Raw genomic sequence first — 17366 nt, forward strand, 5'->3', positions numbered from 1 at the left:
CTCAGCGCTTGTTGAAGTCGCGGACTTCGTCGGCGCGCAGGGTCGGCGCCAGCTTGTCGAGCACGCCGTTGACGAACTTGTGACCGTCGGTGGCGCCGAACACCTTGGCGAGCTCGATGCCTTCGTTGATCACCACGCGGTACGGCACGTCGATGCGGTTACGCAGCTCGTAGGTGGACAGGCGCAGGATGGACAGCTCGACCGGGTCGATCTCGTCCAGCGGGCGGTCGAGCAGCGGTTCGAACAGGGCGTCGATCTCGCTCTTCTGACGCGGCACGCCATGCAGGATCTCGTGGAAGTAGGCGCCGTCGACCGCGCTGAAATCGTTGTCGACACGAAACTGCGCTTCGATCTCGTTGAGCGCCTGCCCGGCGATATGCCAGGAGTACAGGGCCTGCATGGCCAGGGTACGCGCCTGACGGCGAGCCAGCAGCTTGGGGCTCGGGCCTTTCTTGGCTGGCTTGTTGTCGTTCTGGCTCACTTGGCCTCCAACTGCGCCAGCAGGCTGACCATTTCCAGAGCGGACAGCGCGGCTTCGGCGCCCTTGTTGCCGGCCTTGGTGCCGGAACGCTCGATGGCCTGCTCGATGGAATCGACGGTCAGCACGCCAAAGGCGACCGGTACGCCGAACTCCATGGACACCTGGGACAAGCCCTTGGTGCACTCGCCGGCCACGTATTCGAAGTGCGGGGTGCCGCCACGGATCACCGCGCCCAGGGCGATGATGGCGTTGTACTCGCCACGCTGGGCGACTTTCTGGGCGACCAGCGGAATTTCGAAGGCACCCGGCGCGCGGATGATGGTGATGTCGTCTTCGCTGATACCGTGGCGAACCAGGGCATCGACCGCGCCGCTGACCAGGCTTTCGACCACGAAGCTGTTGAAGCGGCCGACCACCAGGGCGAAGCGACCCTTGGGAGCGATGAAAGTACCTTCGATGGTCTTGAGTGTCATAGCGAGTTCTCGAGCTGTCTTTAAAGAGCCAGGGCCCGCCGCGGCAGGCCCCGAAAAATAGAGACGATGGGCCGTAATCGGCCCATCGCGGTCGCCCCTTTATTTCGGGGGCAGGTATTCTACAACTTCCAGGTCGAAACCGGATATCGCGTTGAACTTCATCGGCGCGCTCATCAGACGCATCTTGCGCACGCCCAGGTCGCGCAGGATCTGCGAGCCGGCGCCGACGGTGCTGTAGGTGCTCGGTGTCTTGGCGGTGGTGCTGCCGTCCGCTTCGCGGATATGCGCCAGCACTTCGTCGCCACCCAGCGAGTGGCCGAGCAAGAGCACCACGCCGCTGCCGGCCTCGGCCACTTCGGTCATCGCCGCGCGCAGGCTCCAGCGGCCCGGCTGGCGCACCATCAACAGGTCACGCATCGGGTCCATGTTGTGCACACGTACCAGGGTCGGTTCCTCGGCGCAGATGGTGCCCAGGGTGACCGCCATGTGCACGTCGCCTTCCACCGAATCGCGGTAGGTGACCAGGTTGAACTGGCCTACTTCGCTGTCCAGGGGCTGCTCGGCGATGCGCTGCACGGTGCGCTCGTGAAGCATGCGGTAGTGGATGAGGTCGGCGATGGTGCCGATCTTGACGCCGTGCCTGGCGGCGAACTCTTCCAGCTCCGGGCGACGGGCCATGGTGCCGTCGTCGTTCATGATCTCGCAGATCACCCCGCTCGGCTCATAGCCGCCCATGCGCGCCAGGTCGCAGGCCGCTTCGGTGTGGCCAGCGCGGGCCAGCACGCCACCGGGCTGGGCCATCAGCGGGAAGATGTGGCCGGGGCTGACGATGTCTTCGGCCACCGCGTGCTTGGCAGCGGCGGCCTGCACGGTGCGGGCGCGGTCGGCGGCGGAGATGCCGGTGGTCACGCCCTCGGCGGCCTCGATGGACACGGTGAACTTGGTGCCGAAGCCGGAACCGTTGCGCGGCGCCATCAGCGGCAGCTTGAGGGTTTCGCAACGCTCGCGGGTCATCGGCATGCAGATCAGGCCGCGGGCGAAGCGCGCCATGAAATTGATGTGCTCGGCAGTCACGCATTCGGAGGCGATGATCAGGTCGCCTTCGTTTTCGCGGTCTTCGTCATCCATGAGGATGACCATCTTGCCGGCACGGATGTCTTCGACCAGCTCTTCGATACTGTTGAGTGCCATGGTGGCGGTGTCCTTAATGCTTCAGGTAGCCGTGTTCGGCGAGAAATCCTTCGGTCAGCCCGGAGCTGCTCGGCTCGGCGGCCTTGTCACCAAGCAGCAGGCGTTCCAGGTAACGGGCTAGCAGATCGACCTCGAGGTTGACCCGACGGCCGACGCGGTAGTCGGCCATGATGGTTTCGGCCAGGGTGTGCGGCACGATGGTCAGCTCGAACTCGGCGCCGTCCACGGCATTCACCGTCAGGCTGGTGCCGTCGACGGTGATCGAGCCCTTGTGGGCGATGTACTTGGCCAACTCGCGCGGCGCGCGCACCTTGAACTGGATGGCGCGGGCGTTCTCCTCGCGCAAGACAATCTCGCCGACACCGTCGACATGCCCGCTGACCAGGTGGCCACCCAGACGCGTGGTCGGCGTCAGGGCCTTTTCCAGGTTGACCCGGCTGCCGCTCTTCAGATCGATGAAGGCGGTACGCGCCAGGGTCTCGCGGCTGACATCGGCCCAGAAGCCGTCACCCGGCAGTTCGACGGCGGTCAGGCACACGCCGTTGACCGCGATGCTGTCGCCCAGCACCACATCACTGAGGTCGAGCTTGGCGGTCTTCACGTAGACGCGCACGTCGCCGCCCTTGGGCGTGATGGCGGCGATGCTGCCGATGGATGCGATGATTCCGGTGAACATAGGTGCTCCTCCTCAGACCGGCAGCTCGTTGAGCTTGCGCAGCGTGTCGGCACAAGTGCGCGCTGCTTCGGCGCCCTTGACCAGAAAATGCTCGCGGAAGAACGTCTGGTGCTCTTCGCCGGCATGGAAATGATGGGGCGTAAGCACCGCCGAGAACACCGGCACGTCGGTGTCCAGCTGCACCTGCATCAGGCCTTCGATCACCGCCTGGGCGACGAACTCGTGGCGGTAGATACCGCCATCGACCACCAGCCCGGCAGCAACGATGCCGGCGTAGCGGCCACTGTTGGCCAGGCGCTTGGCGTGCAGGGGGATTTCGAAGGCGCCGCCGACTTCGAAGCAATCGATTTCGCTGGCGGCATAACCCTGGCGCTGCATTTCTTCGATAAAGGCGTGACGCGACTGGTCGACGATTTCGCGGTGCCAGCAGGCCTGCACGAAGGCAACCCGGCGCACGCTGTTTGAGATGGACATGTTCGACTCCTGTTTATGGTTAAAACAGGGCAGCTTGGATCGATAGGGATGGTACGGACATGCAGCAGCCGAAGGGCCGCCTTGTCAGGCAATCCCGCTCTCTCTTCATCCGGACTATACCGTCGGCTCCGGAATCACACCGGATCTGCTCGACCCCGGGCGGCTGGTGCCGTACCGGGCGCTCGCGGGCTAGCTGCGTTGCGCAGTATTACCGCCGGTGGGGAATTACACCCCGCCCTGAGAACGTGTGGCTGCTTGTCGCAGCCGACAGCGTTTTACCACAGTTGCTGCACGGGTGCACGGCGGCCATGCCTCAGCGGCTGTTCACGATCTTCATGCTGGGCTTTATCTAGCTGACTGCAATGTGGCGGGAGCGGCCGCAAGCTGCAAGCCCCAAGCTACAAGCTACAAGCTACAAGCTACAAGCTACAAGCTACAAGCTACAAGTTAGAAGCAGTCCGCAGTGCTCTAGCTTCTTCTTGCAGCTTGAGGCTTGCGGCTTGAAGCTCAATGTCCGCTTCTGCCTTGTAGCTGCCCCTACACATGCCCAGAAAGAGCGTGAACAGCTTCAGCTCGAACGATCAGGCACGGCGATGATCCGCCAGTCGTCGCCCACGGCGCGCATGTCGACGATCTTCAGCGCCGGCGCTTCGGCCATCTTCGCCAGGGGCAGATCCAGCAGGGGTCGGGCACTGGAGCCAAGGAACTTGGGCGCGACGAACAGCTGGTACTCGTCGACCAATCCCAAACGAGCGAAGGCGCCAGCCAACTTCGGCCCCGCTTCGACCAGCACCTCGTTGGCGCCACGCCCGGCCAGCTCGAGCAGCAGCTTGCGCAGGTCGACATGACCATTGCTGCCAGGCATGGCCAGCAGCTCGTGGCCGTCACCCTGGTAACGGCAGCGCGAAGTGGCCGCCGCGCAGGTGGCCACCAGCGCCGGGCCGGCCTGGAAGAACGGCGCGCTGAGCGGCACCCGCAGGCGCCCATCGACCAGCACGCGCAGCGGTGGCCGGGCCTGGGCCAAGGCGGTCAGCTCGGCGCCCAGGCCAAGTTCCTCCGGGCGCACGGTCAGGCGCGCAGCGTCGGCCAGCAGGGTATCGGCGCCACTGAGCACCACGCTGGAACGGGCGCGCAGACGCTGCACCGCGGCACGCGCCGCCGGCCCGGTGATCCACTGGCTTTCGCCACTGGCCATGGCTGTGCGTCCATCCAGGCTCATCGCCAGTTTCACGCGCACCAGTGGCAGACCGCTTTCCATGCGTTTGATAAAGCCGGCGTTGAGCGCCCGCGCCTCGGCCTCCAGCACACCGCCCTGCACGGCGATGCCGGCATTCATCAAGCGCAGCAGACCGCGGCCCGCCACCTGGGGATTGGGGTCCTGCATGGCCGCCACCACCCGCGTGACACCAGCGGCCACCAGCGCATCGGCGCACGGCGGTGTACGGCCATGATGGCTGCACGGCTCCAGCGTCACGTAGGCGGTGGCGCCGCGCGCCTTGTCGCCGGCCTGGCGCAGCGCATGCACCTCGGCATGTGGCTCACCGGCCCTGGCGTGCCAGCCTTCACCGACGATCTTGCCGTCGCCTACGATCACGCAGCCGACTCGCGGGTTGGGATGGGTGGAATACAGCCCCTTGCGCGCCAGCTCAAGGGCGCGCGCCATGAATGCGTGATCGCTGCTGCTCATCTCAATCCTGGTTCGGCTCGCGGGAAAGACGGTCGATTTCCTCGCGGAATTCGTTGAGGTCCTGGAAGCGGCGGTACACCGAGGCGAAGCGGATATAGGCCACTTCGTCGAGCTTCTGCAGCTCGGTCATCACCAATTCGCCGAGTACCAGCGACTTGACCTCGCGCTCACCGGTGGCGCGCAGCCGATGCTTGATATGGGCGATGGCCGCCTCCAGCCGCTCGATGCTCACCGGGCGCTTCTCCAGCGCCCGCTGCATGCCGGCACGCAGCTTGTCTTCATCGAAAGGCTGACGGCTGCCGTCCTGCTTGATCAGCCGTGGCATCACCAACTCGGCAGTTTCGAAGGTGGTGAAGCGCTCACCGCAGGCCAGGCATTCGCGGCGACGGCGCACCTGATCACCCTCGGCGACCAGACGCGAATCGATGACTTTGGTGTCGTTGGCGGAGCAGAAGGGGCAATGCATGGCTGAAAACTGTCGCGGGTAGGAAAGCCCGCATGGTAGCGCATCCTCACCGCCCGGCGCCAAGCACCCGGGCTTGGGCGCTTTCCTTTGCATTCACCGCCCGCTATGGCGAGAATCCAGGCATTACCCGTTTGCCAGGATCATCCGATGCCATTGCGCCCGCTCGCCCTGCTCTGCTTTGCCTCCCTGCTCGCTGCCTGTGCCGGGGAAACACCACCGCCGGCGGTTACTGCGCCGGCACCTGTGGTCAAAGCCGAGCAGCCGGTGCCAACCCCGGCTCACCTGCGCGAACTCACCGGTACCCTGCTCGATGTACCGGCGGGTGCCGAGGTGGAACTGGCGCTGCTGACCATCAACGAGCGCGGCCTGCCGCACAAGCTGCTCGGTAATATCCAGTTGCGCGGCACCGGCGCGCCGCTGCCGTTTCGCCTGCAGTTCAACCCGGAGAACTTCGACCAGGGCATTCGCGTGGAACTGCGCGGGCGCGTGCATCAATCCGGCAAGCTGGTGCTGCACATGCCCAACCAGCTGATTCGTGAGCCGCAAAGCCAGGCGCTTGGCGAGGTCCGTGTGACCCCGGCGCTGTGAACCCACCGCAGCACCTGCAGACCGCCTTGCGCGAACTGCTCGGCGATGCACGGCTGAGCCCTACCACGCTGCCGGACACCGACCTGCGCCTGTGGCTGATCGACCCGGCGAACATGGACCGCTGCTTCAGCCCGGAGGAAACCCGGCGCATTCTCGAGGAACCGCCCTACTGGTGTTTCTGCTGGGCCAGTGGCCTGGTGCTGGTGGACTGGCTGGCGCGCCACCCCGAGTGGGTGCGCGGTAAACGGGTGCTGGACCTGGGCTCCGGCTCGGGCGTGGCCGCCATCGCCGCCGCCCGTGCCGGCGCCGCCCAGGTGGTGGCCTGCGACCTGGATTCCCTGGCCCTGGCCGCCTGCCGGGCCAACGCCGCGCTCAATGGCGTACAGCTCGATTATTCGAGCGACCTCTACGCCGAGCGCCGCGACTACGACCTGGCCATCGTCGCCGACGTGCTCTACGACCGCAGCAACCTGCCCCTGCTCGACCGCGTGCTCGACCATGCCAGCGAGGTGCTGGTGGCCGACTCCCGGGTGCGCGACTTCGACCACCCGCGCTACCGGCGCATCGCCGGCTTGCAGGGCTGCACCTGGCCCGACCTGGCCGAGCCGGAAACCTTCCGACACGTCAGCCTGTATCACGCCGCCACGGTGCACTTGTAGCCGCGCACCTGTGCCCACACTTATAGTCACACCCACCTTTCGCCCGGACAGAGACCGACCATGAGCGACACCCCCTACATCTTCGATATCAATGGCGCCGCCCAGTTTGAGCAACTGGTGATCGAGAACTCGTTCAACAAACCGGTGCTCGTCGACTTCTGGGCCGAGTGGTGCGCGCCCTGCAAGGCGCTGATGCCGGTGCTGGCGCAGATCACCGAGGGTTACCAGGGCGAGCTGCTGCTGGCCAAGATCAATTGCGACATCGAGCAGGAAATCGTCGCCCGCTTCGGCATTCGCAGTCTGCCGACCGTGGTGCTGTTCAAGAACGGCCAGCCGGTCGATGGCTTCCAGGGCGCCCAGCCGGAGTCGGCGATCCGTGCCCTGCTGCAACCTCACGTCGCCGAGCCGCAAGCACCCCAGGCCGACCTGCTGGAAGTCGCCCAGGCGGCATTCGCCGAGGGCCGCATCGGTGAAGCCGAGGCCGCGCTCAAGGAGCTGCTGACGGAGAACAACGAGAACGCCGCGGCGCTGATTCTCTACGCCCGCTGTGTGGCCGAACGGGGCGAACTGAGCGAAGCCGAGCAGGTGCTCGGCGCGGTGAAGGGCGATGAACACAAGCAGGCCCTCGCTGGCGCCCGTGCGCAGATCACCTTTCTGCGTCAGGCCGCCGATCTGCCGGACGCCGCCACCCTGAAGAGCCGCCTGGCCCAGAATGGCGAGGATGACGAAGCCGCCTATCAGCTGGCCATCCAGCAGCTCGCCCGCCAGCAGTACGAGCCGGCCCTGGATGGCTTGCTGAAGCTGTTCGTGCGCAACCGCAATTACGCCGACGGCCTGCCGCACAAGACCTTGCTGCAGGTATTCGACCTGCTCGGCAACGACAACCCGCTGGTTACTACCTACCGCCGCCGGGTGTACCAGGCGCTGTACTAAGAAAACCTGTTCACGATCTTCAACCGGGCTTTATCTATTTTGACTGCAACACGGCGGTAGCGGCCGTTCAGCCGCTTTGCCTTTTTGGTGCGCCTCATGCCACAAAATTAGTAGACGACACCAATCGCCCCTTCAGAAGGCCGAGTGGAATCGTTGTGGAGAGGGTTGAGCGACATGGATGTCGCGAGAGCCGCGATGGGCCAGGGATGGCCCTTCGCGGCGGGCCCTCGGAGCAATGATGGAGCGAGGGGACCCCAGCGAAGCTGGGGCCGTATGTCGGGGCTAGACCTTTTGGTTTCTTTTGGGGCGATGCCAAAAGAAACCCGCTCGACAGAGCGGAACCGAACGTATGGACAACCCGATAACGCTGACAAGCCCAGCTCTCGCAGGGAACGTAAAGAGCTCGCGGCTAAAGCCGCTCCTACGCAATCGCTGAATGTCTGCTTCTGCCTTGTAGTTGCCCATAGGCATGCCCAGATCGCCCTGGCAGCCTGAACTACACCTCTTCCACCCAGCAATAAACCGGCGCATCGGCGCCGGCTTCCATACGCACCTGCTCGCAGTGGCGCAGGCGCACCAGCAGGCGCTTGCCCGCCACCTCACCGCCGGCCAGCGCCGCCAGTTGCGCCATCAGCTGCGGCCCCTCGATGCGCCCGGCGCGGCGCAACAGCTCCAGCACCGTCTGCCATTGACCGTCCTGATCGGCCTGGGCCGGCGCCGACGCGACCACCCCCGGGCTCTGCGCCGCAGCGGCCGGCAGGGCCGCCGCCAGCTGCGCCCAATCCTGCGGGTCCAGTTCCACCGTCAGGTCCACCGGCCAATCGCCGATCCGCCCGCGAATACGCACCATGCCTACCTCCACTCGATCGATACGCCATGCTCCCACGGGCGGGCGGGCAAACCAAGCCGGCTCTACCATGGGCCATAAATTTGTTATAACGTATCAATCCATTCCCTTACCCCTCCGGAGCCTCCCATGCGCCACCTGCTGCTCGCCCTGCCCTTCGCCCTGCTGCCCCTGGCCGCCGCCCAGGCCCACGATGACCATGAACACGGCAGCCTTGGCAAACACGAACACGGCGTTGCCACCCTGAATGTGGCACTGGAAGGCAGCACCCTGGAAATCGAGCTGCAAAGCCCGGCGATGAACATCGTCGGCTTCGAGCATGCCGCCACCAGCGATGCCGACAAGAAGACCGTCACCGCCGCCCGCGCCCTGCTGGAAAAGCCCTTGGCGCTGTTCAGCCTGCCCGCCGCTGCCGGCTGCAGCCTGAGCGAAAACGAAGTACGTAGCCCGCTGTTCGGCCATGCAGAAGCCGACCATGATCATGACCACGACCACGACCACGATGAGCATGCCGATGGCGACGACCATCACCACGAGCACAGCGATATCGATGCCGACTACAGCTTTACCTGCAAACAGCCGGGCGAGCTGAAGACCCTCGACCTGTCGGCCTTCTACAAGCAGTTCCCGGCCACCCAGAAGATCAACGTACAACTGATCGGCCCGAGCGGCCAGCAGGGTGTCGAATCGACCCCGGCCAACCCGCGCCTGACCTTCTGATCGACAGGGCGGAGGCCTCCACCAGGGGGCATCCGCCGCTGCACACGTTCGGCAACACCCTCTGGCTCAGCATTTGGTGGCCATGACTGGCACACTTGCTTCTTTTCCCTCCAGCGCCAGCAGTTTCCATGACCACAGCACTGATCGAACTCACCGACCTCGGCTTCGCCTGGCCCGGCCAGGACGAGCTTCTGGACATCCCCCATTTTCATCTGCAACGCGGCGAAAGCCTGTTTCTCAAGGGCCCCAGCGGCAGCGGCAAGACCACCCTGCTCGGCCTGCTCGGCGGCGTGCAGAAACCCGGGCGCGGCACCATTCGCCTGCTCGGCGAAGACCTCGCCACGCTCTCGGCGGCGCGCCGCGATCGCTTTCGCGTCGACCACACCGGCTACATCTTCCAGCAGTTCAACCTGCTGCCGTTTCTCAGCGTGCGCGACAACGTCGAGCTGCCCTGCCGCTTCTCGCGCCTGCGTGCCGAGCGCGCGGCGCAGCGCTATGGCAGCGTCGATGGGGCCGCCGGCAAGCTGCTGGAGCACCTGGGCCTGCGCCCGGAGCTGCTCGAACGCCGCGCCGATTCGCTGTCCATCGGCCAGCAGCAACGGGTTGCCGCGGCCCGCGCACTGATCGGCCAGCCGGAATTGGTGATCGCCGACGAACCGACTTCGGCACTGGACGCCGATGCCCGCCAGGCGTTTCTCGAGTTGCTGTTCGGCGAATGCCGCGATGTCGGCGCCAGCCTGCTGTTCGTCAGCCACGACCAGAGCCTGGCCGCGTTGTTCGACCGCAGCCTGTCGCTGGCTGAACTCAACCGCGCCAGCAAGCCCCAGGAGGTCTGAGGTGTTCCTGTTACGACTCGCCCTGGCCAGCCTGGCCAACCGCCGCTTCACCGCCCTGCTCACGGTATTCGCCATCGCCCTGTCGGTGTGCCTGCTGCTCGCCGTGGAGCGGGTGCGTACCGAAGCCCGCGCCAGCTTCGCCAATACCATCAGCGGTACCGACCTGATCGTCGGCGCCCGCTCCGGCAGCGTCAACCTGCTGCTCTACTCGGTGTTCCGCATCGGCAACGCCACCAACAACATCCGCTGGGACAGCTTCGAGAAGCTCGCCGCCCACCGCCAGGTCGACTGGGCAATTCCCATTTCCCTGGGCGACTCGCACCGAGGCTACCGGGTGATGGGCACCAACCAGGACTACTTCGACCACTACCATTACGGCCGTGGCCAGGCCCTGCAACTGGCCCAGGGCGAGCGCTTCCACGATCTGTTCGACGTGGTGCTCGGCGCCGAAGTGGCCCAGGCACTGAACTACAAGCTCGGCGACCAGCTGGTGCTGTCCCACGGTGTCGCGGCCATCAGCCTGCAGCAGCACGACGACAAGCCCTTCGTGGTCAGCGGTATCCTGGCGCGCACCGGCACCCCGGTAGACCGCACCCTGCACATCTCCCTGGAAGGCATGGAGGCGCTGCACGTCGACTGGCAAAACGGCGTACCGGCCCGCGGCGCCGGCAAGGTCAGCGCCGAGCAGGCGCGCCATATGGATCTGCAGCCCAAGGCAATCACCGCGGCGATGCTGGGCCTCAAAAGCAAGATCGCCACCTTCGCCGTGCAGCGCGAGGTCAACGAATACCGCGGCGAGCCGTTGCTGGCGATTCTCCCCGGTGTCGCCCTGCAGGAGCTGTGGAGCCTGATGGGCACCGCGGAAAAGGCGCTGTTCGTGGTCTCGCTGTTCGTGGTGCTGACCGGGCTGATCGGCATGCTCACGGCGATTCTCACCAGCCTCAACGAGCGGCGCCGGGAGATGGCCATCCTCCGCTCGGTCGGTGCGCGGCCCCGGCATGTCGCCAGCCTGCTGATCCTCGAAGCCTTTTCGCTGGCGGTCGCCGGCGTGGTGGCGGGCACCGCACTGCTGTATGCCGGTATCGCCGGTGCCCAGGGCTACGTGCAGGCCAACTACGGCCTGTATCTACCCCTCAGCGCACCGACGCCCTATGAGTGGACGCTGCTCGGCGCTATTCTGGCAGCCGCCCTGCTGATGGGCTGCGTGCCGGCCTGGCGCGCGTATCGCCAGTCGCTGGCCGATGGGCTGTCCATTCGGGTGTGACGGCACGAAGCCGGGCCTGATCAGCCCGGCTTCGTTTTCCAATCCAAAGGTAGTGTCATGCGTCGCGCTCTGCTTACCGCTCTGCTCCTCACCCTCGCCTCGCCGCTCTGGGCCACCGAACTGCGTACCCTGAACTGGCAGGAGCTGATTCCCAAGGATGCGCCGCCACAGGTGCCGCAGATGACCCCGATGCACGACATGTCGCAGCTGGGCGACGCGCTGTCCGAGGGCGGCGCGGCCTCGCTGCAGCAGTTCCCGTCGGCACCGGTGGTCAAGGAGATGGACGGCCAGCAGGTGAAGATCCCCGGCTATATCGTGCCGCTGGACGTCACCGAAGAAGGCCGCGTGACCGAATTCCTGCTGGTGCCCTACTTCGGCGCCTGTATCCATGTGCCACCACCGCCGTCCAATCAGATCATCCACGTCACCACCGAACTGGGCGTGCTGCTCGATGCGCTGTACCAGCCGTTCTGGATCGAAGGCCCGCTCAAGGTCGAGCACAGCAGCAGCGAACTGGCGGAAGTCGGCTACCAGCTGGCGGCCGACAAGATCTATCCCTACGAACTGCCAGCCAATTAGGGGCTGTCGTCCCTGCATCGTGACAAACTGTCGCACCCTTGCCTGGCCAGCTATTGAGCTGAGTCAAGGGACGCTCCGCTCAGCGCCCTACCCTGACGCCATCCGAGATGATTCGAATGACCCGTTAGGAGCTCACCATGTACAAGTCGCTGTTCCCTGCCTCACTGATCGCCCTGGCGCTGGCAGCCCCCATTGCCCAGGCACACCAGGCCGGAGACATCCTCGTGCGCGCCGGCGCCATTACCGTCAACCCGGAAGCGGACAGCTCCTCGGTCAAGGTTGACCGCGGCGGCCTGGCGGGCGCCGACCTGGGCGGCAAGGCGACCATGAGCAGCGACACCCAGCTGGGCCTGAACTTCGCCTATATGCTGACCGACCACCTGGGTATCGAACTGCTCGCCGCCACGCCGTTCGAGCATGACGTGAAGATCAAGGGCACCGTGCTGGACGCCGCCAACGGCAAGCTCGGCACCCTCAAGCACCTGCCACCGACCCTGAGCCTGGTGTACTACCCGCTGGATGCCAAGTCGGCCTTCCAGCCCTATGTCGGCGGCGGTATCAACTACACCTGGATCTACGACGAACACGTGGGCAGCGGCGCCTCGTCAGCCGGCTTCGACAATTTCCGCGCCAAGAACTCCTGGGGCCTGGCCTGGCAGATCGGGGCCGACTACATGCTCACCGACAAGCTGATGATCAACGCCCAGGCCCGCTATATCGACATCGACACCACCGCCTACGTGGACAATACCGCCCTGGGCGTACGCGCCAAGGTCGACGTGGATGTGGACCCGTTCGTGTATATGGTGGGCCTGGGTTACAAGTTCTGAATAGCCGATTAGAAACAGCAGAAAGGAGAAAGCGGATAGCGGCCCGCTTTTGTGGGAGCGCGCCATGCGCGCGAATTCGCGGGCATGATGGCCCGCTCCCACAGATAAGCCACCAACACCGCTAACGCCACCAACGCAAAAAGCCGGCATTGCCGGCTTTTTGCTGCCTTGCGCTCGGCACCTCAGCCATTGAGCAACGCCGCCAGCCCATCACGCAGCGACGTCTGCGCCGGCAGCCGGTACTCGCTGGCCAGACGGCCATTGTCGGCACGGGAATGGCGGATATCCCCTGCCCGCGCCTCGAGGTGAGTCACGGCCGGCAGCCCGCCGAGCAGCTCGCCGATCTGCGTCAGCAACTGCTTGAGGCTCACCGCCTGGTTCCAGCCCACGTTCACCGCACCGGTAGCCGGCCGCCTGGCGTCCAGCGCCTGCAGCAGCAACTCCACCAGATCGGCGACGTAGAAGAAATCCCGGGTCTGCTCGCCGTCACCGAACACGCTGATCGGCAGGCCCTGCTGGGCGCGCTGGGTGAAGATGCTGATCACCCCCGAGTAGGGTGACGACGGATCCTGGCGCGGGCCGAACACGTTGAAGAAGCGGAAGATCGCCGGCTCCAGCCCGTGTTGCCGCCCGTAGAACCCCAGGTAGTGCTCGCTGGCCAGCTTGTCCGACGCGTAGGGTGTCAACGGCGCCTTGGCGGTGTCTTCGTCGATGGCCACGCCTTCGCCGTTGTTGCCATACACCGCGGCGCTGGAGGCGAACACCACGCGGCGCACACCGTGCTCGCGCATCGCTTCGCAGATGTTCAGGGTGCCGATGAAGTTGCTCTGGTGGGTGCTGACCGGGTCGTCCACCGAGGCCTGCACCGAGGCCACGGCCGCCAGGTGCACCACGGCGCTGCAACCGGCCACCGCGCGGCTGACCAGGGCGGCATCGGCCACGTCGCCTTCGATAAAGCTCAGGCGGTGATGATCCAGCGGCAGATTGCTCAGCTTGCCCATGGACAGGTTATCCAGCACGCGCACACTGTGCCCGCGCGCAAGCAGGGCGTCGACCAGATTGGAGCCGATAAAGCCGGCACCACCGGTGACGAGAACAGGTTGATCAGACATGGCGGTAATAGTGCTCCAGCAGGCTCGGCAGGCCGGCACGCCAGGCGCGCGGCTTGACGCCGAAGGTGTGAAGGATCTTCTTGCACGCCAGGACGCCGTGCTGCGGCTCTTCCGAGGCGTCGCCCCTGGCGGCATGGGCCTGGCCGCAGATTTCTTCCAGCAGGTTCTGGCGCAGGTGCCGGGCCTCGCTGAGCATCGCCTGGCCCAGGGCCAGCGCCGTGGTCGCCTCGTGGCCACCGTAGTGGTAGGTGCCCCATAGCGGCGCGGCGCAGTCGAGCTGCTTGAGCACGGCAAGGATTACCCGCGCGGCATCCTCCACCGGCGTCGGGTTGCCGCGCCGGTCGTCGGCCAGGAACAGCGCCTTGTCACGCTCGGCGCGTACCAGAAAGCGCGCCAGCAGGCCGTCCGGGCTGTCATCGAGGATCCAGCCGAAACGCAGCAGCACGTGACGCGGGCACAGGGCGCGCACGCTCTGCTCCATGCGCACCAGCACCTGGCCACGCATGCTCAGGGGCTGGGTTTCGTCCTTCTCGCTGTAGGCGGTGGCGCGGGAGCCATCGAACACCCGGTAGCTGGATGGCTGCAGCAGGCGAATGTCGTGATGCTGGCAGAGCTCGGCCAGGCGCTCGACCGCACGCTCCTGGGCAGTGAAACGCTCTTCGCTGACCTTGGAGGCCTGAAACCAGTCGAAATAGTAAGCGAGGTTGATCACCGCATCAGGGCGGGTATCGTCGACCAACTGAGTCAGGCTGGCGGCATCCCAACCCTGGGCCGGCGGGCGCGGGGCAAGGAAACCGATGTCTTCTTCGGCCCCCAGACGAATCAACGCCCGACCCAGCGTACTGCCACCACCCAGCAACAACAGGCGCATGCGCATAACGAAACTACAAGCTCCCCAATCAGATTTGAGTCAGGCCCGGCATGGCTGCCTGGACGGCCGACTCTTGGCAGAGCCCGAACGGTTCAGCCCCATGGCCTGCATTTTGCTGCTTTTACCCCGCGCCGTCACCACCGGGCTTCATCTTGACATGCATGGCCCGACCAAGGCACGCAGCGGGCAACCCTGGGGCGCGACGCCGGTCTGAATGCCGAGCCGATCAGAAACGAAGGAAGAAAACGTGAGAAAACTGCTGTTCCTGGCCTGCTGCGCGGTACTCGCCTACGGGCTTTTCCGCCCCGAGCCACCACCCGACCTGTTCGACGAGTCGGACAAATTCCTGCATCTGGTCGCCTTTGGCGGCCTGTCGCTGACCACCCGTCTCGCCTTTCCCAGGGCGCCAGGCTGGCTGCTGTGGCCGCTGCTGTACATTCAGGCGCCCCTGCTGGAATGGCTGCAGCACGTGCTCCAGCCGGTGCGCGAGTTCAGCCCGCTGGACGTGCTGGCCAACCTCTGCGGTATCAGCATCGCCCTGCTGCTATGGATCTGCCAGGGGCTGTTGCGCAAGCGCTGGTTCAGCCCGGCCTGAACTCCGCCGGCAGAAACGAAAAGGCCCCGCAATGCGGGGCCTTTGCTGTCAGCTGACGATCAGAACGGGATGTCGTCGTCGAAGCTGTCGTAGTCCTGGGCCGGCTGCGGCTTCTGCTGCTGCGGCGCGGACTGGCGGGGCGCCTGCTGCTGCGGCTCGCGCTGCGGTGCCGGGCGCGACTGACGCGGCTCACCACCACCAGCGCCGTCAGGACGGCCGCCGAGCAGTTGCATGGTGCCCTGCATGTCGACGATGATCTCGGTGGTGTAGCGCTTCACGCCGTCCTTTTCCCACTCGCGGGTCTGCAGCTTGCCCTCGATGTAGACCTGGGAGCCCTTGCGCAGGTACTCACCGGCGATCTCGGCGACCTTGCCGAACAGCGACACACGGTGCCACTCGGTTTTCTCGACGCGCTGACCGGTCTGCTTGTCCGTCCACTGCTCGCTGGTAGCCAGGCTCAGGTTGGTCACGGCATTGCCGCTGGGCAGATAGCGCGTTTCCGGATCCTGTCCGCAGGTACCGACCAGAATGACTTTGTTAACCCCACGGGCCATAACGCTCTCCTACTTTCAGCACGTCACCGGCGCCGCTTCGATCAAGCGCTGCAGCGACGTGCGATCCAATTGTTGGGTATCCACTTTCACATAGAGGGCGGCCTCTTCGACCACCACAACGGCATCCGCCACTCCCGGCGCTGCCTGAATTCGCTCGGCCAGACCTGCTTCCTGCAACGCCGCACTGGAGAGCGGCAACCGCAGGCTGGTCACATACGGCGGTTCACGCATAGTAACAGCAAAGGCCAGCCAGAGAACCGTCAACAGTGCACAGCCGGCAAACACGCCGGCCAGCCCGTAGTGCTGATACAGCCAGCCACCGAGGATGCCGCCCAGGGCCGAGCCGAGAAACTGGCTGGTCGAGTACACGCCCATGGCCGTGCCCTTGCCACCGGCCGGCGCCACCTTGCTGATCAGCGAGGGCAGCGAGGCTTCGAGCAGGTTGAAGGCAGTGAAGAACACCACGATGCCCAGCACCAGGTTGCGCAGGCCATGGCCGAACGCCCAGAAGAACAGTTCGCAGCCGAGCAGCACGACGATCGAGCCGATCAGCACGCGGCGCATCTGGCGCTTCTTCTCGCCGTAGATGATGAACGGCACCATCAGGAAGAAGCCGCCGAGCAGCGCGGTGAGGTACACCCACCAATGCTGTTCCCTGGGCAGGCCGCCCTGCTCCACCAGGGCCAGCGGCAGGGCAATGAAGCTGGCCATGAGAATCGCATGCAGGGCGAAGATGGCGAAGTCCAGGCGCAGCAGGTCCGGGTGTTTCAGGGTTGGCCACAGCGCCTGCCTGGCGACGCCAGACTCGCGGTGCTGCAGCGGCCCGGCACTCGATGGCACCAGGCCGGCGACGATGACGATGCCCAGCAGCGCCAAGGCGCCAGTGGCCAGGAACAGCCCGGACAGGCCAAAGGCGCGGGTCAGCAGCGGACCGACTACCATGGCCACGGCGAACGACAGGCCGATGCTCATGCCGATCATGGCCATCGCTTTGGTGCGGTGCTGCTCACGGGTCAGGTCCGACAGCAGTGCCATCACCGCCGCGGAAATCGCCCCGGCACCCTGCAGCACGCGCCCGGCGATCACCCCCCAGATGGAATCGGCATTGGCGGCCAGCAGACTGCCTGCGGCGAAGATCACCAGGCCGATGTAGATCACCGGTCGCCGACCGATGCGGTCGGAGATTACCCCGAAGGGAATCTGCAGGAAGGCCTGGGTCAGGCCGTAGGCGCCGATCGCCAGTCCGATCAGGGCCGGGGTTGAACCGGCGAGCTCCTGCCCATAGGTAGCCAATACCGGCAACACCATGAACATGCCCAGCATGCGGAATGCGAACACCAACGCCAGCCCACCGGCTGCACGGGTTTCCGCGCCACTCATGCGTTCGCTGTGCGAATCGCCCATCGTCGATAACCTGTTGAAACAAGCCGGCGATTCTACCAGTCGAAACCCTACTGGCACAGCAGCGGCGCTTTGCCGCACGACTGTTGCCGCCCGTATACTCGGCGGTTTATCCGCCCGCCACGCGAG

The 17366-nt window shown here is 65.4% G+C and carries 21 protein-coding genes and 1 riboswitch; of the genes, 9 read left to right on the top strand and 12 right to left on the bottom strand.

What is annotated here, in order from left to right; genetic code table 11:
- Position 1: 1 nt before the first annotated feature.
- The 7 genes from nusB to nrdR form a co-directional block, all read right to left on the bottom strand.
- Positions 2-481, bottom strand: a complete 480-nt coding sequence (nusB, locus tag SA190iCDA_RS22165) for a transcription antitermination factor NusB (protein ID WP_013789800.1) — start codon at positions 479-481, stop codon at positions 2-4.
- Positions 478-954: a 6,7-dimethyl-8-ribityllumazine synthase gene (ribE, locus tag SA190iCDA_RS22170; RefSeq protein WP_070887151.1), complete on the bottom strand. Its 477-nt coding sequence runs from the start codon at positions 952-954 to the stop codon at positions 478-480. Before ribE ends, nusB begins: the two co-directional genes overlap by 4 nt.
- Before the next feature lie 99 nt (positions 955-1053).
- Positions 1054-2145 carry a bifunctional 3,4-dihydroxy-2-butanone-4-phosphate synthase/GTP cyclohydrolase II gene (ribBA, locus tag SA190iCDA_RS22175; RefSeq protein WP_070887150.1) on the bottom strand — a complete coding sequence of 364 codons (1092 nt, stop codon included), beginning with the start codon at positions 2143-2145 and terminating at the stop codon, positions 1054-1056.
- A 13-nt stretch (positions 2146-2158) separates the two neighbouring features.
- Entirely contained in the window at positions 2159-2821 is a 663-nt protein-coding gene (locus SA190iCDA_RS22180; protein WP_070887149.1) for a riboflavin synthase, read from the bottom strand.
- Positions 2822-2833: 12 nt separating this feature from the next.
- Entirely contained in the window at positions 2834-3295 is a 462-nt protein-coding gene (locus SA190iCDA_RS22185; RefSeq protein WP_070887148.1) for a 6,7-dimethyl-8-ribityllumazine synthase, read from the bottom strand.
- A 92-nt stretch (positions 3296-3387) separates the two neighbouring features.
- Positions 3388-3544: riboswitch (FMN riboswitch) on the bottom strand.
- 319 nt (positions 3545-3863) lie between these two features.
- Positions 3864-4982: a bifunctional diaminohydroxyphosphoribosylaminopyrimidine deaminase/5-amino-6-(5-phosphoribosylamino)uracil reductase RibD gene (gene ribD, locus SA190iCDA_RS22190; RefSeq protein ID WP_070887147.1), complete on the bottom strand. Its 1119-nt coding sequence runs from the start codon at positions 4980-4982 to the stop codon at positions 3864-3866.
- Between the two features lies 1 nt (position 4983).
- A complete protein-coding gene (gene nrdR / locus SA190iCDA_RS22195; RefSeq protein ID WP_070887146.1) occupies positions 4984-5448 on the bottom strand; it encodes a transcriptional regulator NrdR in 465 nt (154 codons plus the stop codon).
- A 147-nt stretch (positions 5449-5595) separates the two neighbouring features.
- Between nrdR and SA190iCDA_RS22200 the strand changes: the two genes are divergently transcribed.
- Genes SA190iCDA_RS22200 through trxA form a run of 3 tightly spaced genes read left to right on the top strand, consistent with a single transcriptional unit; the run spans position 5596 to position 7628 of the window.
- The gene (locus SA190iCDA_RS22200; RefSeq protein ID WP_070887145.1) at positions 5596-6036 is read left to right on the top strand and encodes a YbaY family lipoprotein; all 441 of its coding nucleotides are present in this window, start codon (positions 5596-5598) and stop codon (positions 6034-6036) included.
- On the top strand, positions 6033-6695 hold the full coding sequence (locus SA190iCDA_RS22205) for a 50S ribosomal protein L11 methyltransferase (protein WP_070887144.1): 663 nt from the start codon (positions 6033-6035) through the stop codon (positions 6693-6695). Before SA190iCDA_RS22200 ends, SA190iCDA_RS22205 begins: the two co-directional genes overlap by 4 nt.
- Before the next feature lie 60 nt (positions 6696-6755).
- Positions 6756-7628: a thioredoxin gene (trxA, locus tag SA190iCDA_RS22210; RefSeq protein WP_070887143.1), complete on the top strand. Its 873-nt coding sequence runs from the start codon at positions 6756-6758 to the stop codon at positions 7626-7628.
- Positions 7629-8124: 496 nt separating this feature from the next.
- On the opposite strand, the gene SA190iCDA_RS22215 is transcribed toward trxA, so the two are convergent.
- Entirely contained in the window at positions 8125-8478 is a 354-nt protein-coding gene (locus SA190iCDA_RS22215) for a hypothetical protein (protein WP_070887142.1), read from the bottom strand.
- Between the two features lie 126 nt (positions 8479-8604).
- Between SA190iCDA_RS22215 and SA190iCDA_RS22220 the strand changes: the two genes are divergently transcribed.
- From SA190iCDA_RS22220 to SA190iCDA_RS22240, 5 genes are all read left to right on the top strand, one after another.
- A complete protein-coding gene (locus SA190iCDA_RS22220; protein WP_070887141.1) occupies positions 8605-9195 on the top strand; it encodes a DUF2796 domain-containing protein in 591 nt (196 codons plus the stop codon).
- A gap of 128 nt (positions 9196-9323) precedes the next feature.
- On the top strand, positions 9324-10031 hold the full coding sequence (locus tag SA190iCDA_RS22225; RefSeq protein WP_070887140.1) for an ABC transporter ATP-binding protein: 708 nt from the start codon (positions 9324-9326) through the stop codon (positions 10029-10031).
- Position 10032: 1 nt separating this feature from the next.
- Positions 10033-11295, top strand: a complete 1263-nt coding sequence (locus SA190iCDA_RS22230; RefSeq protein WP_070887139.1) for an ABC transporter permease — start codon at positions 10033-10035, stop codon at positions 11293-11295.
- 57 nt (positions 11296-11352) lie between these two features.
- On the top strand, positions 11353-11874 hold the full coding sequence (locus SA190iCDA_RS22235) for a DUF3299 domain-containing protein (protein ID WP_070887138.1): 522 nt from the start codon (positions 11353-11355) through the stop codon (positions 11872-11874).
- A 137-nt stretch (positions 11875-12011) separates the two neighbouring features.
- Complete coding sequence (locus SA190iCDA_RS22240; RefSeq protein ID WP_070887137.1) at positions 12012-12704, top strand: OmpW/AlkL family protein; 693 nt, start codon at positions 12012-12014, stop codon at positions 12702-12704.
- Positions 12705-12886: 182 nt separating this feature from the next.
- Here SA190iCDA_RS22240 and SA190iCDA_RS22245 read toward each other — a convergent pair whose 3' ends face one another.
- Together SA190iCDA_RS22245 and SA190iCDA_RS22250 are read right to left on the bottom strand one after the other, a co-directional pair.
- Positions 12887-13816: an NAD-dependent epimerase/dehydratase family protein gene (locus tag SA190iCDA_RS22245; protein WP_070887136.1), complete on the bottom strand. Its 930-nt coding sequence runs from the start codon at positions 13814-13816 to the stop codon at positions 12887-12889.
- Complete coding sequence (locus tag SA190iCDA_RS22250; protein WP_070887135.1) at positions 13809-14693, bottom strand: sugar nucleotide-binding protein; 885 nt, start codon at positions 14691-14693, stop codon at positions 13809-13811. Before SA190iCDA_RS22250 ends, SA190iCDA_RS22245 begins: the two co-directional genes overlap by 8 nt.
- Positions 14694-14934: 241 nt before the next feature.
- Here SA190iCDA_RS22250 and SA190iCDA_RS22255 point away from each other — a divergent pair, with 241 nt between their 5' ends.
- Positions 14935-15282: a hypothetical protein gene (locus SA190iCDA_RS22255; protein ID WP_083329869.1), complete on the top strand. Its 348-nt coding sequence runs from the start codon at positions 14935-14937 to the stop codon at positions 15280-15282.
- A 59-nt stretch (positions 15283-15341) separates the two neighbouring features.
- Here the strand turns inward: SA190iCDA_RS22255 and SA190iCDA_RS22260 are convergent, their stop codons facing one another.
- Positions 15342-15836, bottom strand: a complete 495-nt coding sequence (locus tag SA190iCDA_RS22260; RefSeq protein ID WP_070887133.1) for a single-stranded DNA-binding protein — start codon at positions 15834-15836, stop codon at positions 15342-15344.
- 15 nt (positions 15837-15851) lie between these two features.
- Complete coding sequence (locus SA190iCDA_RS22265; protein ID WP_070887132.1) at positions 15852-17240, bottom strand: MFS transporter; 1389 nt, start codon at positions 17238-17240, stop codon at positions 15852-15854.
- Between the last annotated feature and the right edge of the window lie 126 nt (positions 17241-17366).

The organism is Pseudomonas argentinensis (assembly GCF_001839655.2).
GTDB lineage: Bacteria > Pseudomonadota > Gammaproteobacteria > Pseudomonadales > Pseudomonadaceae > Aquipseudomonas > Aquipseudomonas argentinensis_B.